Here is a 24,160-nt window from a genome sequence, read left to right as displayed (position 1 = left end):
CGGCCGGCATTTCCATCCGAATTATTCGGCTTCGTCGGCGGAGTCGGCGTTGAGCTGGCCGTATTTACTCTCGCCGATTTTCTCGAGCAGATCGATCTGCGTTTCGAGGAAGTCGATATGGCCTTCCTCATCCGCCAGCAGTTCTTCGAAGAGTTTCATGGAGACGTAGTCGCCGGCCTCGTGACAGATATCGCGCGACTTCTTGTAGGCGGTGCGGGCGTCATATTCGCCGGCAAGATCGGCTTCCAGCACTTCCTTGACGTTCTGGCCGATGCGTAGGGGCGCCAGAGTCTGCAGATTGGGATGGCCTTCGAGGAAGATGATGCGCGCGACAAGCCTGTCGGCATGGTGCATTTCTTCGATGGATTCGGCCCGCTCTTTCTTGGCGAGCTTGGTGTAGCCCCAGTCCTCGAGAAGTCGATAATGAACCCAATATTGATTGACCGCCCCGAGCTCGAGGAACAGTGCCTCGTTAAGCCGCTCGATGACCTTTTTGTCGCCTTTCAATGTCCGCTCTCCTGTTTTCCTCATGGAACTGTTTCAAGCGTGACATGAAATCAAAGATTTCGGTCTCCGTCGAGTGGCGACGGGCGTGATATTCCTCGGTCGTCTGGATAATGATATCGACCACATTGGGGAAGCAGCCGCAGCAACGGCCGCGTTTTTCCATGGCGTGATAGACCTTCGCAGGCACGATAAGCTGCCAACAGTCTTCGTCGAGAAGGTTGGTGATAACCTCCCGGATTTCCTTGTCGGTTATATAATTGCAGCTGCAGACAAGCACGTCTTCATTTCCAAACATGACACTGACTATCGTGTTTTCTGCTAAAGAAGATGATGGCTGTCAAGAAAAAATTCGAATCCGGCGCCATCGGGCAGCGACGATGGGCAACGCTTGTTGCAGATTGTCTAAATTATGGGCGATTCCGGCTGGAACGTCCACAGACAATGAAGGCATGTCGGGATCCCCGACCGGCGCGACCGCACGTCAATGAAAATTCCGCCCACGCGGCATGACTTCAGCGGTTTCCGCCACGCCCGCCTGGCGGTCTGCCAGCACCCGTTTTTCCAATTCCGCCCCCTTCCGTGCGTCGGCGATCTGCCGCTGGTCGCCTCCCTGTCTCAGCACCTCGTCCGACCGCTCGCAGGCGCCGAACCGGCGAGCCTCGCGTTGCAGGATGCCGAGCGCCGGTGTCATGTCTTCGATATGCTCGACGACCGTATGGATCACGCCGCTATGGCTTTGCAGCCTGCCGCGGATTTTTACGAGCCGAGCCCCCATGACGATCGCCCGGTATTTGTCGAATACCTTGTTCCAGACGATAGCATTGGCGACCCCGGTTTCGTCCTCCAGCGTCATAAAGATCACGCCCTTGGCCGAACCCGGGCGCTGGCGCACGAGCACCAGACCGGCGATCGTCACCCTCTTTCCGTTCGGCACCGTCAGAAGATCGACATTGCGGGTGATGCCGATCTTCCGGAGCTCCTCGCGCAGCAAGGAGACCGGATGCGCTTTGAGCGACAGCGAGAGATAACGATAATCCTCGATCACCTGCTCTCCCGGCAGCATATCCGGCAGCACCGCCGCGGGTTCGGGCTGAAGGTCGACATGACGAACCTTTTCGAAAAGGGGCAGTTCTTCGGCTGCACTCTTCACATCCAGTGCCCGCACAGCCCAAAGCGCTTCGCGCCGTGACAGATGGATGGATCGGAACGCATCCGCATCCGCCAGCCGCTCGATGACCGATTTCTGCAGGCCGGACCGCAGCCAGAGATCACGCACCGAACCATATCCTTGCCCTCGATTGTCGACGAGCCGCTTCATATCGTCTGACGAGAGACCTTTGATCTGCCGGAAACCCAGCCGCACTGCATGCCGGGTCCTGATGATCTCCCGCATCTGCCCATGTCGGAAATCGACAGTCTTTCGGTCGAAGGCAGCCTCTTTCAAAGTACAATCCCAGTCCGATTCATTGATGTCGACCGGCAGGATCTTTACCCCATGTTCGCGTGCATCCCGCACCAGCTGAGCCGGCGCATAGAACCCCATCGGCTGGGAATTCAGCATCGCCGCGCAGAAGACATCGGGATAGTAGGCCTTGAGCCATGAAGAGGCATAGACAAGCAGCGCAAAGGATGCGGCATGGCTTTCCGGAAAGCCATATTCACCGAAGCCTTTGATCTGATTGAAGCATTGTTTTGCGAACTCGGGGTCGTAATTCTTTGAGACCATTCCCTCGATGAACCGCTTCTCGAAATCGCCGATCGTACCGGTTCGCTTGAATGTCGCCATCGCCCTGCGAAGCTTGTCGGCCTCTGCCGGCCTGAAGCCTGCAGCGGTGATCGCGATCTGCATCGCCTGCTCCTGAAACAGGGGCACGCCAAGGGTTCTTTCGAGGACCGCTTCCAGCTCCTTGCTCGGATATTCGATCGGGATGTTCCTGGCGCGCTGTTCCCGGCGTTTCAGATAGGGATGGACCATATCGCCCTGGATCGGCCCCGGCCGGACGATCGCCACCTCGATGACAAGGTCGTAGAATATCTTCGGCTTCAGGCGCGGCAGCATGCTCATCTGCGCCCGGCTTTCGATCTGGAAGACGCCAAGCGTATCGGCCCGGCCCATCATCTCATAGACCGGCTTGCCCTCCTCCCCATGCTCCCTGTTGCCGAGGTCTGCGAGCGTCTTCTTGACATCATAATGCAGTTCAAGCAGCGAGAACGCCTTCCGCAGGCAGGTCAGCATGCCGAGCGCCAGCACATCCACTTTGAGGATCTTGACGTTGTCGAGATCGTCCTTGTCCCACTCGATCATGTAGCGATCCGGCATAGCCGTCTTCATGATCGGCACGACCTCGTCGAGCCGGTCTCGTGTGATGACGAAGCCGCCGACATGCTGGGTGAGGTGGCGCGGGAAACCGAGAAGCTCGGAGGCATATTGCAGCACATTCTTGGTCACTGGATCCTTGACGTCGAGACCAGCCGCCTTGGCATCCCGATCGGAGAGATTGTCCTCCGACCAACCCCAGACGAGGCTGCTGATCGCCGACTGAACATCCTCCGACAGGCCGAAGGCTTTGGCGACCTCGCGGCCAGCCGAACGGGTGCGGTAGGTGGTCACTCCCGCCGTCAGCCCGGCATGTTCGATGCCATATCGTCCGTAGATGAACTGGATGACTTCCTCACGCCGGTCATGCTCGAAATCGACGTCGATATCCGGCGGTTCGTCCCGGTCCATCGAAATGAAACGGTCGAAGAGCAGCGTGCTCTTTTGAGGGTCAACTTCCGTTATTTCAAGACAATAGCAGATGACCGAATTTGCCGCCGATCCGCGCCCCTGGCACAAGACCTTGAGGCCATAACGGGCGTGTTGGATGATCCTGTGAACCGTCAGGAAGTAGGAGGCGTAGTTCTTATCACCGATGAGTTTCAGTTCATAATCGATCTGCTTTGCCACCTTGGGCGGCACACCTTCGGGATAGCGTTTGACTGCTCCCGCTCTCGTCAGCCTTTCGAGGCTCTCCTGCGGCGTTTCGCCGGGATCGTTTTCAGGCGGATAATTATGCTCGAGTTCCTTCAGTGAAAAGGTCAGCTTGTCAAAAAAAACCCGGGTATTCTCGATCGCACCAGGATAGTCCCGGAAGATCCGGGCCATTTCACGTGAATCCTTGAGGTAACGCTCGGCATTCGGCGCCAGCAGGAATCCGGCTTGCGATATCTGCACATGCTCCCGGATCGCGATCACGACATCCGAAAGCGGCCGGCGTTCAGGATGGTGGTAAAGTGGCTGGTTGGTGGCAATCAACGGCACGCGATTTCGGGCGGCAAGCATGGCAAGCACCGCAAAGACCTGCCTGTCGCGGCCGTCATAGGCCGGCGCCAACGCCATGAAAAAAGCCTTGCGGAACCGTCTGCGAAACCGCTCCAGATAATCTTCCAGCGTCGACTGGCCCTGCTGATGGTCGACAAGGGTACGATCCGGAACGAGGGCAAGCATCATCTCGTCTCCCCATTCCATGAGCTCCGCTTCCGTCAGGATGCAGGTTCCCTTGACCGCTTCCTCCTTCAGATTGCCGGCGCTGAGAAGCCGGCAGAGATTTGCCCAGCCGCGGCGGTTTCTGGGATAGGCGAGAATGTCGGGCGTGTCATCGGAGAAGACGAGACGGGCACCCGGCTGGACCCTGACCGGATCGAGAATTTCCTCGCCTTCCTTCGCCTGAAAATCCGTCTCATGTCTGTTCTTGTACTTCTCCTCGATCTGCAACGCCTGCGCATGCGCCCTGACCACGCCGGCAACCGAATTCCTGTCCGCAATCCCGAGGCCGCCGAGCCGGAGATGGGCGGCCTGCACGACCATCTCCTCGGGGCCGGAGGCGCCTTCGAGAAACGAGAAATTCGTCCTCGCGCCAATCTCGAAGAATGCACGTTCGGCCTTCATGCGAATACCCCGTGCATGAACCAGCGAGGGTCGAGCTCCTGACCATAGAAACCTCGACGATAGATCCAGAAGCGATGTCCGGCCTCATCCTCGATACGGAAATAATCGCGCGCCTCCGCGTCGCTTCCGTCGATCCACCACTCCATGGCAATCCGCTCCGGACCTTCGCTTTTTGTCACTTGATGCTGCATGCGCCGCCAGCGGAAGATCTGCGGCGGGCCATCCGGCACTTCGGCGAGTACGGTCTCGACAGGCTCCGGCGTTGCAAAAAGCCGTAACGGACGCTCTTCGCGCAAAGGGAGAGAACCGCTCTGTTCCGCCTTCCCCCGTCTTGAAAGCTTATCCATCGTCGGAACTTCGATGACGGCGCGTTCCGGCACGTGGCTCTCACGGAGTTGGAAGCTTTGCAGGCAATCCGCACCCAACCGGGCGGAGACACGGTCGACGAAAGCCGAAAGGGAGATTTCTTCCTGACGATCGCCCTCGAAATCAGCCTGCGCTTCGTTGAAGGGATCATGCTGCAAGACATTCAGCCGCACGATCTCGAAACCATAGCCGGCATCGAGATCGTCATAGACCGCCTGCAGTCGTTCGGAAAAAAGCCCGGCGATAAATTTCGGTTCGCGAAGCGGTTGCGAAGCGCCGACGGAAATACGGAAGACCCTGCCGTCGACGCGGAATAGAACCAATTCGAACACCCGCCCGCCGGCACCTCGTGCCTCCAGCGACGGCTGCAACGACACGGCGACCTGCCTGGTGACGGCAAGGATCTGTTCCTCCGTTCCGATCGGCTCGATCAGGCGGCTTTCGGCCGAAAGGCTGGCGACGGGGCGACGGGGCGAGACCGGTTCTTCTTCATGCCCTAGCGCCTGGTCGAGCCGCAGAAGCAATCCCGGCCCGAACCGCCGGGTCAGTGGCGCCCGCGGCGCATTGATGACGTCGCCGATATATTTCAGGCCGAGCTTCTTCAGGGCATCGACGGTTTGCCCTTGCAGCCGCAAGGCTGCGATCGGCAAAGACATTAGCACACGCTCCGTCTCCTCATCCCCGAGCACGCCGCTTTGACCGAAACGCGACACGGCCCAGGAAAGGCCCGGTGACGATGAGATCGCGCCGCGCGCATCGATCCCCATATGAAAGAGCCGCGACAGAACATCCTTGAGAAGCGCCTTCTCACCGCCGAAAAGATGCGTGCAGCCGGTAATGTCGAGAAACAGACCGTCCTTGCCGTCGAACGCCACCAAAGGCGTATAACGATCGCACCAGTCGGCAATTGCCTCCAGCAGCCGGCGGTCGGCGGCCGGATCCTCTTCCACCACCTCGAGCGTCGGATACATGGCGCGCGCCTCGGCAACGCCCTGCTCATTTTTGAGCCCCAGCCGCTCGGCCAATTCGTCCAGTGCCGTCAGCCGCATGGCATTGTTGAGCTTGGCCGAACAGACGATGGGCGGCGCCTCAGGACGCCCTTTCGAACGCCAGGAGGGCCCCCATCGCCTGCGGGCGATACGGTCGGTTGGCAGATGCGGGAAGCTGAGCGCCAGAATACGCTGACTGTTCGCCTGGAGGACGAATGAGGTTTGGTTCGGTGACAGGGAAAAATTCGCGTTCATGGGGGCTCCACTCCAGGAGAAAGGAGAGCGGGGCCGGATTACGGCTCTTCTCCAGCGTGAGATGGAAAATCGGATTGCCGATGCTGCCGGCAAGCTTCGATCCGTCCGGCAACGGCCGCAGACCAGACGGTCCCGGTTCGACATGCAGGCGCAAGGCGGCACTGCTGGCCTCCTCCGCCCCTGCCTGCCGCACGAGAAAGAGCGGACGGCGGGCAGCATGCGCCCTGAGACTGAGCCTGCGGCTTTCGGTCAGGCCGAAATGCACAGGGTTGCCCCGCACTTCGAGGATGACGGCCGAAAAAGCAGCGCTTTCCACCGCCGCCTCCGCCAGCCAGAGCGCTTCGTCCAACTTGCGCGGCGCGGCATGGAGAAATCGCTCAGGGCTCAACCCGAAATCCCGAAGCCCGGGAGCATAGGGACGGCCGGCCTCCAGCGTACCGACTGCATCGCCGATCCAGAGCAACGGCATAAGCCTGCCGGCATCTGCTTCGTGTTTCTGCAGCCGCGCGGCAACAGCCATCGCCAGTCCGCTTGCCGCGCCGGCATCGCGAGACAGCGCGGAACGGAATTCGGTAATCGCATCGAGGGATAGGCCGCCCTCCAACGCTCGATCGAGAGGCTCCACCCCGAACGGCAGGGATGGCAGAATGCGCTCCTGGCGCGTCTTGCGTCCTTGCGCCAAGGCTTCCCGCTCCGCGGCCGCAAGTGCCGGCGCGGGCTTTCCTTCCAACCTGGCAATGGTTTCGCGGAGCGCAAAAAGCCGCTCGCGCGCCAGGGCGTTCTGCGCCATGGCGTTCACTCCGATCCGTCTTGTTCCTGTTATGTTCTTATAGATTCCAGAGAGCTAATGAAGAGTCAACAATCATTTTCTATGAATTTATTCCTGCCTTTGATTCCGCACTCGAAAATCGGCAATAAAGGTTCTATATGGGCCCGCAAAGGAAGGAATATTCATGGCCCGCGTAGACCAGAGCGATGATTGGCGGGACCGCCATGCGCCGACGATCAGCACCTTCGAGTCGCTGGCGATGGAGGCCTACAGCCATCTTCCGGATGAATTCCGCCAGCTGACAACCAACCTCACGATCGAGATCGAGGATTTCCCCGATGACGACGTTTTCGAGGACATGGCGCTGGAAACCCCTTTCGATCTGCTCGGCCTTTTCGAGGGCAGGGGCATTTCAGAACGCTTCACGGTGGAAACCGGCGAGATGCCGAACCGCATCCGCCTCTACCGGCGCCCCATCCTCGATTATTGGGCTGAAAACGACGAGACGCTCGGCGATATCATCACCCATGTCCTGATCCACGAGATCGGCCACCATTTCGGGCTGAGCGACGATGACATGGAGCGGATCGAGGCCAGCGCCGAGGAAGCCGCGGAGCGCTGAAACACCGCGCGTCCGGTAGGACGCGCTATTGCTCGGAGAGTTTCATCTCCGGATCGTAGTCCTTGCCTTCGACGGTCTTGACGACGGCCTGGCCGCACTGCATCGCGCCGGTTGCGGCATTGAAGGCATAAGTCGGCGAACCCTCCAGCGACCAGCCCTTGTTGAGGGCGGCGGTGACCTTGTGGCAGAAGGAAGCATCGTCGGGACCGGTCAGGAAGCGGTAGAGTTTCATCAGGCGGGCTTTCTTGCAGACATCAGGCGAGCTTTATGAACCAGAGCCTCGGCCTGGACAAGATGCAGCCGTTCGATCATCCGTCCGTTGGCATTGATGACGTTGAGGCCCTCGGCATCAGGATCGGCAAAAGCTGATATGACCGCCTCGGCTTCCGCAATCTCCTCCGCACTCGGTCCGAAATGCCGGTTCGCGGGCTCGATCTGCGAGGGATGGATCAGCATCTTGCCGGCAAAACCCATGGCGCGGCCCTGGCCACATTCGGCGTCGAAGCCTTCGGCATCCTTAAAATCATTGAAGACACTGTCGATCGCATCGAGCCCATAGGCCCTGGCCGCAAGGACGACCTGCATCAGCCACGGCACGAGATAGCTCCGTCCCGGCTGCGGCAAGACGCCCGTTTCTTTGCGCAGATCGTTGAGGCCGACAACGAGGCAATCGAGCCGCGAGCCCGGCGTGCGGCCGGCTTCGGCGATCGCTCCGACATTCAGCACACCGCGCGGCGTCTCGATCATCGCCCAGATGCGCAGCCCCTCCGGCGCCTCCGCATCGGCAAGCAGATCGCTGATGTCAGGGACATCGCCAGGCTCATCCACCTTCGGCAGGAGAACGGCGTCGGGCAAAAGTGCCTTGACCAGATCGAGGTCCGCCGCCCCGAATTCGGATGACAAAGAATTGATGCGGATGATCCTCTCCTTGCGCTCAAGCGGCGGCCCGGCAAAAAAGGCCCGCAGATTTTCCCGCGCCTGCCCCTTCTTCTCGGGCGCTACGGAATCCTCCAGATCGAAAATAACCGCATCGCACTCAAGGGAATGGCTTTTTTCAAGCGCCCGGAGGTTGATCGCGGGCACGCTCAGCACCGAGCGGCGCAGATGTAGGGAACGGTGAGGTATAGTTGGCTTCATCAGCCATTAGTGCCAAGCTTCGCACAGCCCGGCAAGACAACAAAAAGCCATGCTTGCCTTGCAGAGAGAAAAAAGAAGGACCACATTCCTTTCTGTAGAAAGGTATCAAACCCATGCAGAACATTCGCTCCATCTTCTTCATGCTTGCCGGCGCCACCGTTTTTGTCGCCATGCTGCTTCTCACCTTTTCGGTGACGCTTGCCGTCGGCGGCATCCTGACCGTTCTCATGGTCGGCCGCGCCCTTTCGATGAAGATGAAGCCCGCTCCGGTCCGCGCCAAGGCAAACAACCGCCAACGCGAGATGCGCATCTGGAACGACGGTCGCGGCACGATCATCGATCTCTAAGCCGCGTCGCTCAAAAAACTGACCGACATTGTCGGATCATGCGTCCATGATACGTCTTTGAAGCAGCCAGGCATTCAGCCGGCGCTTGAACACGATGGAGGACGAGCATGGATACGACGACGGAAAACAATCCGGTTAAAATGCCGCCGGTCAAGAATGGCCTGCTGCCCTATCTGACGGTCGACGGCGCGGTGAAAGCCGCGGAATTCTACAAGAAGGCCTTCGGCGCCGAAGAGGCGCATCGGGTGCCGGTCGATGAGAGCGGCCGCACGATGCATATTCATCTCTATATCAACGGCAGCTCCCTCATGTTGGCGGATGCCTACCCCGAATACGGCCACCCCTTCAAAGGCCACGAAGGCTTCGCCATCCAGTTGGTCATCGACGATATCGATTTCTGGTGGGAGCGCGCGGTTGCCGCCGGCGCCGAAGTCGTCATGCCGATCGAACTGATGTTCTGGGGCGACCGCTACGGCCAGCTTCGCGACCCATTCGGCGTGCTATGGGGCCTGAATGCCCCGACCAAGTAAGAACGCGCACTCTGCGGCCGCGCGAAACGTCGCGCGACCGCGATTTTAGAAAGATTCTCCTTCATTTCGGCGGAAAACTGGACTAGATGCACATTCAGGAAAGTACATTTGCTGAAATGGAGCATGGGTCATGGATAAATTCGTGAAGCTCACGGGCGTTGCGGCGCCCCTGCCGGTTGTCAACATCGACACCGATATGATCATTCCGAAGGATTATCTGAAGACCATCAAGCGCACCGGCCTCGGCACCGGCCTTTTCGCCGAAGCCCGTTATAACGAAGACGGCTCGGAAAATCCCGATTTCGTGCTGAACAAGCCGGCCTATCGTGATGCCAAGATCCTGGTCGCCGGCGACAATTTCGGCTGCGGTTCCTCGCGCGAGCACGCTCCCTGGGCACTGCTCGATTTCGGCATCCGCTGCGTGATCTCCACCAGCTTCGCCGACATTTTTTACAACAACTGCTTCAAGAACGGCATCCTGCCGATCAAGGTCAGCCAGGAAAATCTCGACAAGCTGATGGACGACGCCTCGCGCGGCTCCAACGCCATCCTGACCATCGACCTGGAAAACCTGGAAATCACCGGTCCCGACGGCGGCTCGATCAAATTCGATCTCGACGAGTTCAAGCGCCACTGCCTGCTGAACGGCCTCGACGATATCGGCCTGACCCTGGAAAAGGGCAAGGCGATCGACGAGTTCGAAAAGAAGAACGCCGCTTCGCATCCCTGGGCCGCTTAAGCTCCCAATTCAATGATGACGATCGAGCCGGGCTTTCGCCCGGCTTTTTCTTTGGTCCAAGCATGTCGCGCAAAAGTGTGCAGCGGTTTTGCGGCAACGACATGCTTCAACAAATAACCTAAGCGCAAGGAGCGAATCCGAGCAAACGCGCTTTAGGGATCAGAGAAATTTCTCTTTCCAGAGCCTCAGCTTTTCCAGCGACACGCCGATGCCGCCGCAGACTTCGATCAGCGGATTGTCGAAGCGGGCAAGCAGCCCGGCATGCACGTCGGCGACAGCAAGGGCCGCGCCGCAGGCCGGCTCGACCAGAATGCGCTGGGCATCGGCAAACTTCAGACAGGCGGCAACGGCATCGGCGTCGCTGACGAGAACACTTTCGATCGGATGCCGTTTCGGCAGGTCGAAGACATGCTGGGCCACCTGCCGCGCGCCGAGCGATGTGGCGATCGAGGTGATGGCGGGCAGGGTAATGCGCTTATTTGCCTTGAGGCTTTCATGTAGCGAAGCCGCCCCTTCGGTCTCGACGGCAATCACGGGCACGTCGGACAGCCCGTTTCGCTTCAGCCCCGCGACAATGCCGGCTAGCAGCCCGCCGCCGCCGACGCTGGTGACGACGCAGTCGAATTCCGCACCCCTCGCCACCACCTCGTCGATCAGCGTCGCATGACCGTCCCACAGAAGCGGATGATCGAAAGGATGCACATAGCTTGCTTTGCGGCTCCGGGCGAGTTCGACCGCATGGGCATTGGCTTCGTCGAAAACGGCGCCGTTCACGAGGACATTGGCGCCGGTAGCCGCAATCGTCTGCCGCACATCGGCCGCCGTCGTCTCCGGCACGACGATCGTCACCGGCACACCGAGTGCCCGGCCGGCATAGGCCGCGGCAATGCCGGCATTGCCGCCGGAAGCGCAGAAGATCTCGCGCGCGCCATTTTCCACCTCGTGCTGGCAAAGCCGGCCGACACCGCGCAGCTTGAAGCTGCCGGAGGGCTGCAGCGCATCGAGCTTCAGCCAGAGCGGCTTCCCGCTGGCGCTGTAGTCGGAGGCGGTCCGAACCAGCGGCGTGTCGAGATGGAGAGGTGCGAAAGCCATGGGAGAATATCCTGGAAATAAAAGGGTGGCGACCGTTCTAATGCGTTTGCCGGTCCAGGAGCAACCATTGCGGTCGGCGGCGAGGCGTACCGATTCAGGCCTTCTCTCGCTTGAAATGCCCATTTCCGGGGTCTAAGAAGCCGCAGCTTGTTTTTCCAGGAGGGCTTCATGACAGCGCGCAATCTTTTCCTGCTGCCGGGTGACGGCATCGGTCCCGAGGCCATGGGCGAGGTCCGCAAGATCATCGGCTATATGAACGAGTCGATGAACGCAGGTTTTGTTACCGATGAAGGCCTTGTCGGCGGCTCTGCCTATGACGCCCATGGCGCGGCGATTTCCGAAGCCGACATGCAGAAAGCGCTTGCCGCCGATGCCGTACTGTTCGGCGCCGTCGGCGGCCCGAAATGGGATAGCGTGCCTTACGACGTGCGCCCGGAAGCCGGCCTGCTCCGGCTGCGCAAGGATCTTCAGCTTTTTGCGAACCTGCGTCCCGCCATCTGCTATCCGGCTCTTGCCTCGGCCTCGTCGCTGAAGCCGGAACTGGTCGAGGGCCTCGATATCCTGATCATCCGTGAGCTGACTGGCGGCGTCTATTTTGGCGAGCCGAAGGAAATCATCGATCTCGGCAACGGCCAGAAGCGTGGCATCGACACCCAGGTTTACGATACTTACGAGATCGAGCGCATTGCAGGCGTCGCCTTCGAAATGGCCCGCACGCGCCAGAACCGCGTCTGCTCCATGGAGAAGCGCAACGTCATGAAGTCGGGCGTGCTCTGGAACCAGGTGGTGACCGAAACGCACAAGGCGAAATATTCCGACGTCCAGCTCGAACATATGCTGGCCGATGCCGGCGGCATGCAGCTGGTGCGCCAGCCCAAGCAGTTCGACGTCATCGTCACCGACAATCTCTTCGGCGACATGCTCTCCGACGTCGCCGCCATGCTGACCGGCTCGCTCGGCATGCTGCCCTCGGCTTCACTCGGCGCGCCGGACGGCAAGACCGGCAAGCGCAAGGCACTCTACGAGCCAGTGCACGGCTCGGCCCCCGATATTGCCGGCAAGGGCATCGCCAATCCGATCGCCATGATCGCCTCCTTCGCCATGTGCCTGCGTTACTCCTTCAACATGGTGAAGGAAGCCGACGACTTGGAAAAGGCGATTGCCAACGTGCTCGACAAGGGCATCCGCACCGGCGACATCATGGCCGATGGCGCAAGGCAGGTCGGCACCGTCGAGATGGGCGATGCGATCCTTTCCGAGTTCAAGGCGCTTTCAGCCTGATATATTTCACGTGAAACAGTATCAGCCCTTCGCATCCAGGCGGAGGGCTGCTTTTTCTGAAGTCGGCGGCCGCAACGCTTGAATTCTCCGAGCCGACTATCCTCGGCCACAATCTCGTGTATTTTTGCGCGGGATTTCACGAGCGCATGACCGAGAACTGAAATCGATTTTCGGCCATGCCAATTCGAACGGACGACGCATGAGGGCATTTTGGACTTCCCTGGACAGGCGCTGGCGCCGAAGCGACGCTGCCATGCCGCCTTTGCGCTGGCAGGCCTGCCTCTTCATCACGATCAATGCCGTGATCCTTTCCATGCTGCTCTTCGATGCGCCGATAGGCGCCAGCGAACCTCCCGCTCCAGTGAAGCAGCTTGGCGAGCTCCTGACCGGTTTCGGCGATTCCGCCTGGCTGATCCTTACCAGTATCCTGCTCTTCTTCCAGGGCAGGGCGGGCTACAAGCTTCTGACGACGGCGCGCTCGAGGGCGCAGGCACTCTACGTCAGCTGGATCGGCGCCTATCTCTTCACCACGGTCGTTTTCTCTGGGCTTCTCGCCAATTTCCTAAAGCGGGCGATCGGAAGGGCTCGTCCCGATCACTTCCACGATTACGGCATGTTTTCTTTCACGCCCTTTTCGGGCCATTCCGCTTTCGAAAGCTTTCCCTCAGGCCATTCCACCACGGTCGGCGCCTTCTTCGCGGCCTTCGCGCTTCTGTTTCCGCGCTACCGCGTTGCCTTCATCGCCTGCGCCATCTGGCTCGGCATGACGCGTGTCATGGTCGGCGCCCATTATCCGAGCGACGTCATCGCCGGCCTTGCCTTCGGCGCCTGGTTCTCGCTGTTGATGGCGATCGTCTTTGCCCGCTGCGGGTTGCTCTTCAAACTGGCGCCGGATGGCTGGCCGCTCGCCAAGCGCCTTTTCCCTGACATGGAAAAGCCCGGCGCCTTGTGAGCGCCGGGCCGTTTCTCGAGCTTCTCAGACGCGCGCGCCATCAATCCATTGCGTGGATATCCCGGTTTTTCGTTTCCGGCAGGAAGATCAGGCCGATCACCAGGGTGATCGCCGCAAAGACGATCGGATACCAGAGACCGTAATAGATATCGCCCGCCGCAGCGCTCATCGCGAAGGCCGTCGCCGGCAGCAAGCCGCCGAACCAGCCATTGCCGATGTGATAGGGCAGCGACATGCCGGTATAGCGGATGCGGGTCGGGAACAGTTCGACCAGAAGTGCCGCAATCGGGCCGTAGACCATCGTCACATAGAGGACGAGGACGAGCAGGATGGCGACCGTCCCGATCCAGTTGACGCGGGCGGGATCGGCGGTCATGGCGAAGGTGCCGCCATTGGCGATGTTGTAGACCGCCATATCGGTGACGCCATTGGCCTCATCCGCCGTCAGTAGCTTGCCTTCGACCAGCTTGGCCGCCGGCATGGTTTCCTTCTCGCCGGCGCGGACAGCTTCGGCATTGAGCGCCAGTTCCGGATTGGCGGCGATGAAGGCATCGAGCTTGGCATCCGGCACCTTGGCGACGGCGCGTTTCAGCGGATAGCCGGCATCGTGAAGCGCGATGTTGATGCTCTTTTCGAAGGCGGCAGTCATGCCCTTCGCCTTGTCGCCAGCAGCAGCGGCGTCGAAGCTCGGCACCGTCGCGTTACCCACCTTCACCGTCGCCGGTTGTCCGGCAGGGCCGGCCACGACGTCATAAGGCACCGAGTTCTTCGTCAGGAACGCCGTCGCCACGTCGCACGAGCTGGTGAACTTCGCCGTACCCGTCGGGTTGAACTGGAACTTGCAGTCCGCGGGATCGGCCGTGACCGTCGCACGGATCGAGGCCTGTGCTTCGGCAAGCGCCGGGTTGGCCGTCCAGGTCATCGCCTTGAACAGCGGGTTATAGGTCACCGCCGCAATCAGGAGGCCCGCCATGATGATCGGCTTGCGGCCGATCTTGTCGGAGAGGCCGCCGAAGATGACAAAGAAAGGCGTGCCGAGGAAGAGCGCAATAGCGACCATGACATTGGCCGAGAAGAGGTCGACCTTCAGCACGTTCTGCAGGAAGAACAATGCATAGAACTGACCGCCATACCAGACGACGGCCTGGCCCATGGTGGCCCCGAGAAGCGCGATGAGTGCGATCTTGGCGTTCTTCCACTGCCCGAAAGCTTCGGTCAGCGGCGCCTTGGAGCCCTTGCCTTCCGCCTTCATGCGCTGGAACGCCGGCGATTCGTTCATCTTCAGGCGAATCCACACGGAAATACCGAGCAGGACGACCGAGACCAGGAACGGAATACGCCAGCCCCAGGCGGCGAATTGAACCGGCCCCATCAGCGACTGAACCAGGATGATAACGATCAGCGACAGGAAAAGGCCGAGCGTCGCCGTCGTCTGGATCCAGGAGGTGAAATAGCCGCGGCGCCCGTTCGGCGCATGTTCGGCGACGTAGGTTGCCGCACCGCCATATTCACCGCCTAGCGCCAAGCCCTGCAGCAGGCGCAAGCCGATCAGGATGATCGGGGCTGCAATGCCGATGCTGGCGGCACCCGGCAGAATGCCGACGAGGAAGGTCGACATGCCCATGATCAGGATCGTCACCAAGAAGGTGTATTTGCGGCCGACAAGATCGCCGAGACGGCCGAATACCAGCGCGCCGAAGGGACGCACCAGGAAGCCGGCGGCAAAGGCGAGCAGCGTAAAGATGTTACGCGTCGCCTCTGGATATTGGGTGAAGTAGGTTGCGCCGATATAGGTGGCGAGCGAACCGTAGAGATAGAAATCATACCATTCGAAAACGGTGCCGAGCGAAGAGGCGAAGATGACCTTCTTCTCCTCGCCGGTCATCGGACCGGCCTTCGCGCCGTCGATGCTTGCGACATTTGCCATTGTCTGTCCTCCACAGAGTGATGAGCAATGCGCGCGGCCTACTCTCCTCAAGCATACTCCTGGCCGCGACACGCCTGACGGGAGTGTGCCAGAAACGGCAGATCAAAAAGAGGGATGCTTTGGGATTATGACTTTAGTCTAACAGCAGCGCGGTTTGTCGCGCGCATCGTGCTCCGTTGGAAGGAAGTTTGACTGCGGTTTGCGATCTGGACGTTACGCTCTCAGCGCCTGCGCCGGCGATTGCCGGTAGGCGAGCGCCGCCGGCAGGGCGGCAAGAATTGCGGCAAAGGCGAGCAGTGTCGCCGCAAGCCCGGCGTCTTCACGGGCGAATCCGACCGGCATGGCGATACCGCTCGTCTCGGAGAATAGGCCGGACAAAGTCAGCGCCGCAACATAACCGAAGACCAATCCGAGCCCGATGCCGACCGCCAACAGGAAGAAGAATTCGAGCCAGACGATGCCCAAGATCGCGCCGCGCGGGGCGCCGAAGGCCCTGAGCGCGCCGATCTGGCGGCGGCGCTGGCCGATGTGGATGACCGTGACCAGCACCAGCGAGGCGGCGACGAGAGTTTGCGCCCCGGCGGCGACCGCGACGAGGATCTGCTTGGCGTTACCGAGCGTGGCGTAGAGATTGGTCAGCACCTCGCCGGGAAAGACGGCGACCGTATTGCCGCTGCGATAGTCCTGCCGCAGCTTGTAGGCATCGGCGATCGTCTTCGGCTTGACGAGAATAGCGGGAAGGCCGGGAGTGTCCGCAGTCCAGTTCTCGTTGAGCGCGGCATCCGGATTGGGCTCGCCGTGATGCTCATCCCCAGCGTTATGATCGCTGGCTTCTTGATGCTCGTGGCCGGTACCCGTGACGGACGCCGACTCACGATCGTGCCCGGTGCCCTCCTCCGCAGGCTCATGCGCCTCCATGCCATGGATATGCCAGACGGCCTGGATCGGAACGAGAACGGCCCGGTCCCAGGCCGTCCCCGTCGGCCGCAGGCGGCCGGCAACATGATAGATGAGTTCGGTATGGGTCTCGCCGCCTTCTTCGGCCGAGCCATGCATCGGCTTGATTTCACCACCGAGCGGCAGCTTGACCGCGGAGCCGATTACCGCCTCTCCCTCCTGTGCGAAAACCTTGCCCTCGGCAAAGCCGCCGGACAGCTTCTCGGCCAGCGTTACCGTCGTCCCGACGATCGGATAGCCGGAGAAGGAATCGCCGAAGCCGATCGGCGCGGCCCAGTCCACACGTGGATCGGCGGCAAGCCTCGCCAGCACCTCGCCCGGCATCAGCGGCAGGGGCGAGGGCTGCAGAAAAACGGAGGACAACACGAGCTGCGTCTCGCTGCCGCCGGCGCCGATGACGAGATCGAACTTGTCGGCGGCGCGCGCGCTGCCGAGCCGAAGCGCCCGCTCCTGCAGGACGACGCAAACGCCGAGCGCGGTTGCCAGCGCCACCAACAGCACGACGACCAGCGACCCAGCCCAGAGGCGGCGAAGATCGGCAAGAATGAAGCGGATCATGTAGCTTCCCCCGCCGCCGCAGCGGAATCCTCTCTGATCCGGCCGGAGCCGAAGGTGATACGTCGGTCGAGGCGGCCCGCGAGGCGCTGGTCGTGCGAAACGATGATCAGCGTGCTGCCTTCGGCAATGGCGAGATCGAGGATGAGATCGCCCACGGCTCCGCCGCTTTCGGCGTCGAGGCTTGCGGTCGGCTCGTCGGCGATAATGACACCGGGTTTGCGCAGCAGCGCGCGGGCGATCGCCACGCGCTGCATCTCGCCGCGCGACATGGTCTCAATCTTCTGGCCAGGGCGGGAAAGACCGGCCGTGCGCAAAAGCGCATGCGCCCGCTCGATGACGGCGACAGTGGCGGCGCCGGCAAGCCGGGCGGGCAGGAGCACGTTTTCCAGCGCCGAAAGGCCTGGAAAAAGATAAAATTCCTGCATGACTAGGCCGATATTGGCGGCGCGGAACCGGTCGCGCCGGCTTTCTGAAAAGCCGGCAATATCCTCGCCGTTCCAGCGGATGCGGCCCTGGCGAGCCCGCTCCAGCCCGGCAGCGATATTGACGAAGGTGCTCTTTCCGGAGCCGGACGCCCCGGTGATGACAACCCTGCTGCCGGCATCGATCGACAGGCGGCCGATCGCCAGCGCCGGCGAGGCGAGCCCCGGGAAGGTAACATCAAGGTTTTCGATATCGAGCGCGAGCATTTGGATATTCACACGGCGAAATATTCGGCCTGGCGGATGCGCAGCAGGCTGACGAAGCCGGTTTCCGGATCCGTCCAGGAACCATATTCCAGTGTGCCGCGCACTTCGATCGTCTGGCGCGGCTGCACGAAGGTCTGCTTCTCCCCGAGATAGACGACGACGATATTGTCGGGCCAGTCCGCATCGGAAGAGCAGAAGGGGCAGAGCGACATCGGCACTTCAGTGAGCACGAAGAACTGCGCCTCGGCCTTCAGCGGCGGCGCCATGAAGCCCTTCATGCTGATCTCCTGGCCGGCGAGGCGCTTGACCTTATCGGAGAACTCAAGGCCGAGCACGCCGAACTTGCCATAAAGCTCGTCAAAAGAGAGCAAAGCGCCGGCGGCACGAACGGCGTGAGCGGTGAATGGGAGCACAACGGCAGCGCCGATCAGCCGGCGGCGGCTGAGATGCAGCGAAGAGAACATGTCCATGGCAACCTCCAGGAAACAAATCCCGGCCGCTTGAACGGCCGGGACCATGATCGACGAAAGACGCAAGGCCGACAAGCAGCCTTGCGTCTAGAGATCAGTTCGTTTGCTTGGCGCCGAGGGCGAAGGTATCGGCGAGCACGCGATAGACGTCGCTCTGTTCCATGTAGCCATGGAAGCCTTCGGCGCCCGGACCGGCCGACTGCAGAACGACGTCGTCGACAGCATGGACGCCGCTCTCGCTGCTCTTCGGCAGATTGCCCTGAACGAGGACCGCGCCCGGAACATCCTTGTACTGTTCGTTGGCGACATATTCCTTCTTTTCGTTCTGGACAGCCGGAACGAACGGACCGTCGAGCTTCGGACGGAAGGTTTCGTAATGGTCAGGGCCGTTATTGGCGCTGAGGAACAGGCGGCGGCTGACATCGATCTTGTCGGGGTAACCGTCGCCGTTTTCGTCCTTGTAGTTCGGGAAGCCGGCTTCGGCATAGGTGCCGACCTTTTCGCGCATTTCCGTGCCCGGCTTCTCGTCATCGACGGTGCCGATGATCGAAACGCCATGCGTGTGGTCGCCGGTGACGACGATCAGCGTATCCGGATGCTCCTTCTGGAATTCGCGGGCAACGCCGATCGCCTTGTCGAATTCAATGGTGTCGATGACGGCGCGATCCCAATCGAGCGGATGCGACATCTTGTCGATCGAAGAGCCTTCGACCATCAGGAAGAAACCGTCAGGATTCTTGGAGAGGCGGTCGAGCGCGACCTTGGTCATGTCGACGAGACCCGGCTGGTTCGGAAACTTATCGACGGTGCCCTTCTTCAGGAATTCGCGATCGAGCGTGACGTCCATGTTGCCGGTGTGGAAGAGGCCAAGGAGATTGCCGTCAGCCGACGCATTGGCTGCAAGCTCGTTCTTATCGGTCGCAAGCTTGTAGCCGGCATCCTGGAACAGCTTGATGTAGTCCTGATTGTCCTTGCGCTTGGAACCGGCGACTTCCTGGCCGAGGAAATAGGCCGAGCCGCCGCCGAGGATGACTTCCGGCTTGACCTCGAGCAGCATGCCGACAACGTCGGCCTTGTCGTTGCGATTGCGGGTGTGGGAAACAACCGCGGCCGGCGTTGCATCCTCGACTTCGGACGTCGCGACGATGCCGATCGACTTCTTGCTCGTGCGGCGAATGGCTTCTGCGATGGTTTCGACACGTGGGTCGTCGAGCGAGGCCGGTGTGCGGTCCGCATAAACGCCGAGTGCGTTAACGGCTGTCTTGTGGCCGGTCATGTAGGCCGACATGGTGTTGGCCGAGTCCGTGGCAACGGCATTCGTCGATGACGTGCCGATGAAAGCCATATGATCGAGATCGTCCATGTTCAGGCGGCCATTCGCCTTCCCTTCGGTCATGCCCTTGGACATGATGCGGGCAGCGGTGCGATGGGCGACGGAAAGGCCGTCGCCGAGCAGGAAGATGATGTTCTTGGCCTTTGGCTGACCGGCGGTTTCGTAAACGTTCCAGGTGACCGACTTCGTTTCGTCGCCGGCAGAGACCTCGACCTTGTAGTCGCCTGGAGCGGAAATCTTCAGGCCGCGCAGCAGCAGGGCGGAGCCGAGGGCCTTGTCTTCCTTGCCCTTTTCCAATTCGACGAACTGAGCCTCCACTCCGAGGACGGTCTTGTAATCCTGGCCGTTGACCGTGATCTTCACGTCTTCGGGCTTGACCTGCTTGTTGAGCTCGACCTTGAAGTCGAACGGCGAACCGACAAGGATCGTCGCGCGATCAAGCGGGTAGACCGTCGTCGCCTGAGCGGCGCTAGCGAGAATGGTGGTGGCCGCAAACGCGGCGAGAAGCATACGCATGGAAAACCCCCGTTTTCGTTGCAGATCTTAACAACCGGGTCGGGATACCCCCGGGTGATGACAGCGGCATGACAAGGCGCCGCAGGACGACACCGCTCCTTCCGCCTCGAAGCTGTCGGCGCAAAAACCTTGACTCCTGTGGAAAACCTTCTAAGAGCAACAGCGGAAAAGGAATCTCCATGGTTCGCGACGAACACGCCATTGCCGCATGCGATGACCGGGCACGGGTTGCCGGGGTGGATATTACCGTTCCGGTTTCTGCCAAAACCAAGGCCAAAACGACGACGAAAACCGTCTGACGTCTCTGGCCTGCCGCTCTCTCCCCGGCTCGGCTGGGGACAGGAAGACGCGATCCGTCGCGCCTTTCCCCCTCACCGGACCAGAGGAGAGAAGAGAAAGAGAGCTTGAGAAATGGGTTTCAAAGTAGCAATTGCAGGAGCGACCGGAAATGTCGGCCGGGAGATGCTCAACATCCTCTCCGAACGAGGCTTCCCCGCCGATGAGGTCGTGGCGCTCGCCTCGGCGCGTTCGCAGGGCACCGAGGTGTCCTACGGTGACCGGACATTGAAGGTCTCCAATCTGGAGAACTACGATTTCTCCGACACCGACATCTGCCTGATGTCGGCCGGCGGCGAGGTTTCCAAGAAGTTCTCGCCGAAGATCGGCCAGCAGGGCTGCGTTGTTATCGACAATTCCTCGGCCTGGCGCTACGACGCCGACGTGCCGCTGATCGTGCCGGAAGTGAACCCGGATGCCATCAGCCAGTTCACCAAGCGCAATATCATCGCCAACCCGAATTGCTCGACCGCCCAGCTGGTGGTGGCGCTGAAGCCGCTGCACGACTTCGCCAAGATCAAGCGCGTCGTCGTCTCGACCTACCAGTCCGTCTCCGGTGCCGGCAAGGACGGGATGGACGAACTCTTCAACCAGACACGCGCCGTCTTCGTCGCCGATCCGATCGAGAACAAGAAGTTCACCAAGCGGATCGCCTTCAACGTCATCCCGCACATCGACAGCTTCATGGAGGATGGCTACACCAAGGAAGAGTGGAAGGTGCTGGCCGAGACGAAGAAGATGCTCGATCCGAAGATCAAGGTGACCTGCACGGCGGTGCGCGTGCCCGTCTTCATCGGCCATTCGGAATCGGTCAACATCGAGTTCGAAAACGAGATCACCGCCGACCAGGCCCGCGACATCCTGCGCGACGCTCCCGGCTGCCTCGTCATCGACAAGCGCGAGAACGGCGGCTACATCACGCCCTATGAATCCGCCGGCGAAGATGCGACCTACATTTCGCGCATCCGCGAGGACGCGACGGTCGAAAACGGCCTCAATATGTGGGTTGTTTCCGACAATCTGCGTAAGGGCGCGGCGCTGAACGCCATCCAGATCGCCGAGCTGCTCGTCAATCGCGGCCTGGTCAAGCCGCGCAAGCAGGCAGCCTGATACCATTTGTAAACCATAAGATGATAAGCCCTGCTCGGTGAGCGGGGCTTTTTCCAGGACAAACACGACTGTATAAGCGCTCGATAAAAGGTGATCGTGACAAAATCGCGAGTGGCTGGCATTCTCTTGCCCGCTTAAAAACTATGCAGATCGAGAGCGGGGTTTCTCAATGCGCATGACAAAGTTGTTTCTGGCGGCCGCTGCGGCAATGGGCGTCCTCCACGCGGTACCGGTATTCGCGCAAGGACCGCAATGTGGCAATACCAGCGCCGGCTTCGACGCCTGGGTTGCCGATTTCAAGCAGACGGCAGCGGCCAATGGCGTCAGCCAATCGGTGCTCAGCCGCGCCTTCGCCAACGTCAACTACAACAAGCCGACGATCGCCGCCGACCGCGGCCAGAAAAGCTTCAAGCTCTCCTTCGACGCCTTCATGCAGAAGCGCGGCGGTGCCGCCGTCATTTCCCGGGGTCGTTCGATGAAGGCGGCCAACCAGGCGCTTTTTGCCTCGATCGAACGCCGCTTCGGCGTTCCCGCCGGCCCCCTGATCGCCATCTGGGGCATGGAGACCGGTTTTGGCAGCTATATGGGCAACCAGCATACGCTGTCGGCTGTTTCGACCCTTGCCTATGACTGCCGTCGTTCCGAATATTTCACCGACCAGCTTTATGCCGCGCTCCAGCTCGTCTCGGAGGGGTATCTGAGCCCGCAGGCCAAGGGTGCCGCCCATGGTGAAATCGGCCAGACGCAGTTCCTGCCGAGGAACGTCGTGCGTTTCGGCGCCGACGGCGACGGCGATGGCCGTGTCGACATGGTCGGTTCCCGCGCCGATGCGCTGGCCTCGACCGCCAATTTTCTCAAGGGCCACGGCTGGCAGGCCGGCGCCGGCTATCAGCCGGGAGAGCCGAATTTCGCTGCCATCCAGGGCTGGAACGCCGCCAGCGTCTATCAGCAGGCGATTGCCTATATCGGCCAGCAGATCGACGGCGGCAGATAGGCCTTCATTTGGCAACGATCCCGCAAAAGCGCCGCTGCAAGATGCGGCGTTTTTCAGAGGCGGGAATCGAAACCACCGCCGGAGGCCGTCTTGCGGCGTTCCTCTTGCGGCGGAGCCGGGACGACCGGCCCCGAAACGACGCAGTTGCGGCCGGAGGCCTTGGCGGCGTAAAGCGCCAGATCTGCGCGTTTGACAAGATCCTCGAAGCTCCGGCTTGCGCCATCGTTTGCCCGGCCGGCGCATCCGAAACTCGCCGTCACCTTGAGCAGATCGCCGCTCGGTAAAGGGATTTCCGCCATCTCGATCGCCAGCCGCACCCGCTCGGCGACGATGGCAGCGTCGGCTGGCATCGAATCGGGCAGAAGCGCCAGGAATTCCTCGCCGCCATGACGCACCAGCAGATCGAAGGAGCGGAAATTCTGGCGCGCGATGCCCGCGACATGGCGAAGCACGGCGTCGCCGGCATCATGACCGTTGACATCGTTGATCTTCTTGAAATGATCGAGATCGAACAGCACGACGGATATCCAGCGTGACCCGTGTTCCGCCTGGGTGAGAAGCGCCGATGCGGCGACCTCGAAGCCGCGCCTGTTGTACAGGCCGGTCAAGAGGTCGGTCTGGGCAGCGTTGCGCAACTCCGCCACCAGCGCCTCGCGATCCTGCGTCAGCCGGTCGATCAGGCGCAGACCCCTTGCCGCCAGCACCATCACCAATGTGGCGAGGATCAGCAGACCAGCGCATAGCGCCAGGATCCGCGTCAAATGCAGGTGCGAACGCGTCGAAAAGTTCTCGCCAGTGTCGTGAATATCTCGGGCGGCCTCGATCATCTTCTGCTGCAGGAAGCTCATGCGTTCGTTCTGCGCCGTGGCCCAGACGTCACGTATTGCGCGCGTCGGCCGCGATCCGGCGAGGATCGCATCGGTGATGGCATTCGCCTTCACCTGGCTGCTGCGACCGAGATAGCCGACGATATCGCGCACGATCGGCGCCGCGGAGTGGAAGACCATGTGGTCCATACCCTCGCCGATCATCACTTTTCCCTGCACCAACAGCTCCACCGGAAATCTGGCGGAAGGGCCCCGGTCAAGATAACGCGTGCCAATCCCGGTGATCAGCCTTTCGCCGTAGTAGGTCAGCATGATGCCCATCAGCTGGTTGGATTTCTCGAGCAGCACCGGATCGTTGATCAGCGGGGAGAGCGCATCGACGACGGCAAGCTGCTTGAGAGCTGCGTACCAGTAGATGGCACCGGGATCGCCACCGGCATAGCGACCCTGGTCGACGGCGCTTCGGGCGGCGACGATGCGGCTATAGGCGAGGCCGAGAGCCGATAATTCGTCCACAAGCCCTTCATCGAACACGTCGCGGGAAGGCAGGCTGGCGTAAAAAGCTCGGCGTTCGTTGTCGAGCGTCGCCCGGCTGCGCTGCATGTCGATCGCGTTCCTGCTGCTGGGATGGGCGAGATAGCGGCGCGTGGCGCCGATTTCACTCAGGATCTCCGTGGCGGCGATGGACCCGCCGCGGGCAAGCACGTCGGCGAACTGCCGGTCTTTCTCGAGGTTCCGGTATTGTGTCAGCGAAGTCCGGATGACGACGACGCCTTCGATGAGCATGAAGACGAAGGGCAGCAAGATGGCCGCCAGAATAACCTTTTTGATGGTTTCGAACTTCATCGCCAATCGCCACGGTGATCAAGACGTCGGTCGTGCGCGACCAATTCAGGGAGGTTAACAACAATCCTTAAAAAACTGATAAA

General features: G+C 60.8%; 22 protein-coding genes and 1 pseudogene. 9 read left to right on the top strand and 14 right to left on the bottom strand.

What is annotated here, in order from left to right:
* Positions 1-21: 21 nt before the first annotated feature.
* The 5 genes and pseudogenes from bfr to PYR71_RS13220 form a co-directional block, all read right to left on the bottom strand.
* Entirely contained in the window at positions 22-507 is a 486-nt protein-coding gene (bfr, locus tag PYR71_RS13240) for a bacterioferritin (RefSeq protein ID WP_047615824.1), read from the bottom strand.
* Positions 473-872, bottom strand: a pseudogene (locus PYR71_RS13235) ((2Fe-2S)-binding protein). Before PYR71_RS13235 ends, bfr begins: the two are co-directional and overlap by 35 nt.
* Positions 873-988: 116 nt before the next feature.
* A complete protein-coding gene (locus PYR71_RS13230) occupies positions 989-4,435 on the bottom strand; it encodes an error-prone DNA polymerase (protein WP_275619681.1) in 3,447 nt (1,148 codons plus the stop codon).
* Positions 4,432-5,880, bottom strand: a complete 1,449-nt coding sequence (locus tag PYR71_RS13225) for a Y-family DNA polymerase (protein ID WP_275619897.1) — start codon at positions 5,878-5,880, stop codon at positions 4,432-4,434. The genes PYR71_RS13230 and PYR71_RS13225 overlap by 4 nt, the downstream gene beginning before the upstream one ends.
* Before the next feature lie 10 nt (positions 5,881-5,890).
* On the bottom strand, positions 5,891-6,835 hold the full coding sequence (locus tag PYR71_RS13220) for an ImuA family protein (RefSeq protein WP_275619680.1): 945 nt from the start codon (positions 6,833-6,835) through the stop codon (positions 5,891-5,893).
* A gap of 163 nt (positions 6,836-6,998) precedes the next feature.
* Between PYR71_RS13220 and PYR71_RS13215 the strand changes: the two genes are divergently transcribed.
* On the top strand, positions 6,999-7,436 hold the full coding sequence (locus PYR71_RS13215; protein ID WP_183917641.1) for a metallopeptidase family protein: 438 nt from the start codon (positions 6,999-7,001) through the stop codon (positions 7,434-7,436).
* A 25-nt stretch (positions 7,437-7,461) separates the two neighbouring features.
* On the opposite strand, the gene PYR71_RS13210 is transcribed toward PYR71_RS13215, so the two are convergent.
* Positions 7,462-7,668 (bottom strand): DUF1737 domain-containing protein, encoded by a 207-nt coding sequence (locus PYR71_RS13210; protein WP_009996762.1) that lies wholly within the window; start codon positions 7,666-7,668, stop codon positions 7,462-7,464.
* Positions 7,668-8,573: an HpcH/HpaI aldolase/citrate lyase family protein gene (locus PYR71_RS13205; RefSeq protein WP_275619679.1), complete on the bottom strand. Its 906-nt coding sequence runs from the start codon at positions 8,571-8,573 to the stop codon at positions 7,668-7,670. Before PYR71_RS13205 ends, PYR71_RS13210 begins: the two co-directional genes overlap by 1 nt.
* Positions 8,574-8,686: 113 nt before the next feature.
* Between PYR71_RS13205 and PYR71_RS13200 the strand changes: the two genes are divergently transcribed.
* The 3 genes from PYR71_RS13200 to leuD all read left to right on the top strand — a co-directional run bounded on the left by PYR71_RS13200 (position 8,687) and on the right by leuD (position 10,189).
* Positions 8,687-8,920: a hypothetical protein gene (locus PYR71_RS13200; RefSeq protein WP_183917645.1), complete on the top strand. Its 234-nt coding sequence runs from the start codon at positions 8,687-8,689 to the stop codon at positions 8,918-8,920.
* Positions 8,921-9,027: 107 nt separating this feature from the next.
* Positions 9,028-9,450 (top strand): VOC family protein, encoded by a 423-nt coding sequence (locus PYR71_RS13195; protein WP_097583104.1) that lies wholly within the window; start codon positions 9,028-9,030, stop codon positions 9,448-9,450.
* Positions 9,451-9,580: 130 nt separating this feature from the next.
* Positions 9,581-10,189, top strand: a complete 609-nt coding sequence (leuD, locus tag PYR71_RS13190; RefSeq protein ID WP_183917647.1) for a 3-isopropylmalate dehydratase small subunit — start codon at positions 9,581-9,583, stop codon at positions 10,187-10,189.
* Positions 10,190-10,348: 159 nt separating this feature from the next.
* Here leuD and PYR71_RS13185 read toward each other — a convergent pair whose 3' ends face one another.
* Positions 10,349-11,281 (bottom strand): pyridoxal-phosphate dependent enzyme, encoded by a 933-nt coding sequence (locus PYR71_RS13185; RefSeq protein ID WP_275619678.1) that lies wholly within the window; start codon positions 11,279-11,281, stop codon positions 10,349-10,351.
* A gap of 168 nt (positions 11,282-11,449) precedes the next feature.
* Here PYR71_RS13185 and leuB point away from each other — a divergent pair, with 168 nt between their 5' ends.
* Positions 11,450-12,562: a 3-isopropylmalate dehydrogenase gene (gene leuB / locus PYR71_RS13180; protein ID WP_183917651.1), complete on the top strand. Its 1,113-nt coding sequence runs from the start codon at positions 11,450-11,452 to the stop codon at positions 12,560-12,562.
* Between the two features lie 199 nt (positions 12,563-12,761).
* Positions 12,762-13,514: a lipid A 1-phosphatase LpxE gene (gene lpxE / locus PYR71_RS13175; RefSeq protein WP_183917653.1), complete on the top strand. Its 753-nt coding sequence runs from the start codon at positions 12,762-12,764 to the stop codon at positions 13,512-13,514.
* 40 nt (positions 13,515-13,554) lie between these two features.
* Here the strand turns inward: lpxE and PYR71_RS13170 are convergent, their stop codons facing one another.
* The 5 genes from PYR71_RS13170 to PYR71_RS13150 form a co-directional block, all read right to left on the bottom strand.
* Positions 13,555-15,441 carry an MFS transporter gene (locus PYR71_RS13170; protein WP_275619677.1) on the bottom strand — a complete coding sequence of 629 codons (1,887 nt, stop codon included), beginning with the start codon at positions 15,439-15,441 and terminating at the stop codon, positions 13,555-13,557.
* 213 nt (positions 15,442-15,654) lie between these two features.
* Positions 15,655-16,956 (bottom strand): ABC transporter permease, encoded by a 1,302-nt coding sequence (locus PYR71_RS13165; RefSeq protein ID WP_275619676.1) that lies wholly within the window; start codon positions 16,954-16,956, stop codon positions 15,655-15,657.
* Positions 16,953-17,645, bottom strand: a complete 693-nt coding sequence (locus tag PYR71_RS13160; protein WP_275619675.1) for an ABC transporter ATP-binding protein — start codon at positions 17,643-17,645, stop codon at positions 16,953-16,955. The genes PYR71_RS13165 and PYR71_RS13160 overlap by 4 nt, the downstream gene beginning before the upstream one ends.
* A gap of 8 nt (positions 17,646-17,653) precedes the next feature.
* Positions 17,654-18,115 carry a hypothetical protein gene (locus tag PYR71_RS13155; RefSeq protein WP_275619674.1) on the bottom strand — a complete coding sequence of 154 codons (462 nt, stop codon included), beginning with the start codon at positions 18,113-18,115 and terminating at the stop codon, positions 17,654-17,656.
* Positions 18,116-18,209: 94 nt separating this feature from the next.
* Entirely contained in the window at positions 18,210-19,964 is a 1,755-nt protein-coding gene (locus PYR71_RS13150; protein ID WP_275619673.1) for an alkaline phosphatase, read from the bottom strand.
* 68 nt (positions 19,965-20,032) lie between these two features.
* On the opposite strand from PYR71_RS13150, the gene PYR71_RS13145 reads away from it, so the two are divergent.
* The 3 genes from PYR71_RS13145 (at position 20,033) to PYR71_RS13135 (ending at position 22,404) form a co-directional block, all read left to right on the top strand.
* The gene (locus PYR71_RS13145) at positions 20,033-20,263 is read left to right on the top strand and encodes a hypothetical protein (RefSeq protein WP_275619672.1); all 231 of its coding nucleotides are present in this window, start codon (positions 20,033-20,035) and stop codon (positions 20,261-20,263) included.
* A gap of 112 nt (positions 20,264-20,375) precedes the next feature.
* Complete coding sequence (locus PYR71_RS13140) at positions 20,376-21,410, top strand: aspartate-semialdehyde dehydrogenase (protein ID WP_064683966.1); 1,035 nt, start codon at positions 20,376-20,378, stop codon at positions 21,408-21,410.
* A gap of 169 nt (positions 21,411-21,579) precedes the next feature.
* Entirely contained in the window at positions 21,580-22,404 is an 825-nt protein-coding gene (locus PYR71_RS13135) for a lytic murein transglycosylase (RefSeq protein ID WP_275619671.1), read from the top strand.
* A 53-nt stretch (positions 22,405-22,457) separates the two neighbouring features.
* On the opposite strand, the gene PYR71_RS13130 is transcribed toward PYR71_RS13135, so the two are convergent.
* Positions 22,458-24,077, bottom strand: a complete 1,620-nt coding sequence (locus PYR71_RS13130; RefSeq protein ID WP_275619670.1) for a GGDEF domain-containing protein — start codon at positions 24,075-24,077, stop codon at positions 22,458-22,460.
* Positions 24,078-24,160 lie beyond the last annotated feature (83 nt).

This window comes from Rhizobium mulingense (genome assembly GCF_029194105.1).
Taxonomy (GTDB): domain Bacteria; phylum Pseudomonadota; class Alphaproteobacteria; order Rhizobiales; family Rhizobiaceae; genus Rhizobium; species Rhizobium mulingense.
This window is presented reverse-complemented; position numbering and strand designations above follow the sequence as displayed.

Bases quoted from the DNA above. Each gene is read 5' to 3' on its own strand.
- PYR71_RS13230 (WP_275619681.1), bottom strand. From the start codon at position 4,435: ATGAAGGCCGAACGTGCATTCTTCGAGATTGGCGCGAGGACGAATTTC.
- PYR71_RS13220 (WP_275619680.1), bottom strand. From the start codon at position 6,835: ATGGCGCAGAACGCCCTGGCGCGCGAGCGGCTTTTTGCGCTCCGCGAA.
- PYR71_RS13215 (WP_183917641.1), top strand. From the start codon at position 6,999: ATGGCCCGCGTAGACCAGAGCGATGATTGGCGGGACCGCCATGCGCCG.
- PYR71_RS13210 (WP_009996762.1), bottom strand. From the start codon at position 7,668: ATGAAACTCTACCGCTTCCTGACCGGTCCCGACGATGCTTCCTTCTGC.
- PYR71_RS13205 (WP_275619679.1), bottom strand. From the start codon at position 8,573: ATGAAGCCAACTATACCTCACCGTTCCCTACATCTGCGCCGCTCGGTG.
- PYR71_RS13200 (WP_183917645.1), top strand. From the start codon at position 8,687: ATGCAGAACATTCGCTCCATCTTCTTCATGCTTGCCGGCGCCACCGTT.
- PYR71_RS13195 (WP_097583104.1), top strand. From the start codon at position 9,028: ATGGATACGACGACGGAAAACAATCCGGTTAAAATGCCGCCGGTCAAG.
- leuD (WP_183917647.1), top strand. From the start codon at position 9,581: ATGGATAAATTCGTGAAGCTCACGGGCGTTGCGGCGCCCCTGCCGGTT.
- PYR71_RS13185 (WP_275619678.1), bottom strand. From the start codon at position 11,281: ATGGCTTTCGCACCTCTCCATCTCGACACGCCGCTGGTTCGGACCGCC.
- leuB (WP_183917651.1), top strand. From the start codon at position 11,450: ATGACAGCGCGCAATCTTTTCCTGCTGCCGGGTGACGGCATCGGTCCC.
- lpxE (WP_183917653.1), top strand. From the start codon at position 12,762: ATGAGGGCATTTTGGACTTCCCTGGACAGGCGCTGGCGCCGAAGCGAC.
- PYR71_RS13170 (WP_275619677.1), bottom strand. From the start codon at position 15,441: ATGGCAAATGTCGCAAGCATCGACGGCGCGAAGGCCGGTCCGATGACC.
- PYR71_RS13165 (WP_275619676.1), bottom strand. From the start codon at position 16,956: ATGATCCGCTTCATTCTTGCCGATCTTCGCCGCCTCTGGGCTGGGTCG.
- PYR71_RS13160 (WP_275619675.1), bottom strand. From the start codon at position 17,645: ATGCTCGCGCTCGATATCGAAAACCTTGATGTTACCTTCCCGGGGCTC.
- PYR71_RS13155 (WP_275619674.1), bottom strand. From the start codon at position 18,115: ATGGACATGTTCTCTTCGCTGCATCTCAGCCGCCGCCGGCTGATCGGC.
- PYR71_RS13150 (WP_275619673.1), bottom strand. From the start codon at position 19,964: ATGCGTATGCTTCTCGCCGCGTTTGCGGCCACCACCATTCTCGCTAGC.
- PYR71_RS13145 (WP_275619672.1), top strand. From the start codon at position 20,033: ATGACAAGGCGCCGCAGGACGACACCGCTCCTTCCGCCTCGAAGCTGT.
- PYR71_RS13140 (WP_064683966.1), top strand. From the start codon at position 20,376: ATGGGTTTCAAAGTAGCAATTGCAGGAGCGACCGGAAATGTCGGCCGG.
- PYR71_RS13135 (WP_275619671.1), top strand. From the start codon at position 21,580: ATGCGCATGACAAAGTTGTTTCTGGCGGCCGCTGCGGCAATGGGCGTC.
- PYR71_RS13130 (WP_275619670.1), bottom strand. From the start codon at position 24,077: ATGAAGTTCGAAACCATCAAAAAGGTTATTCTGGCGGCCATCTTGCTG.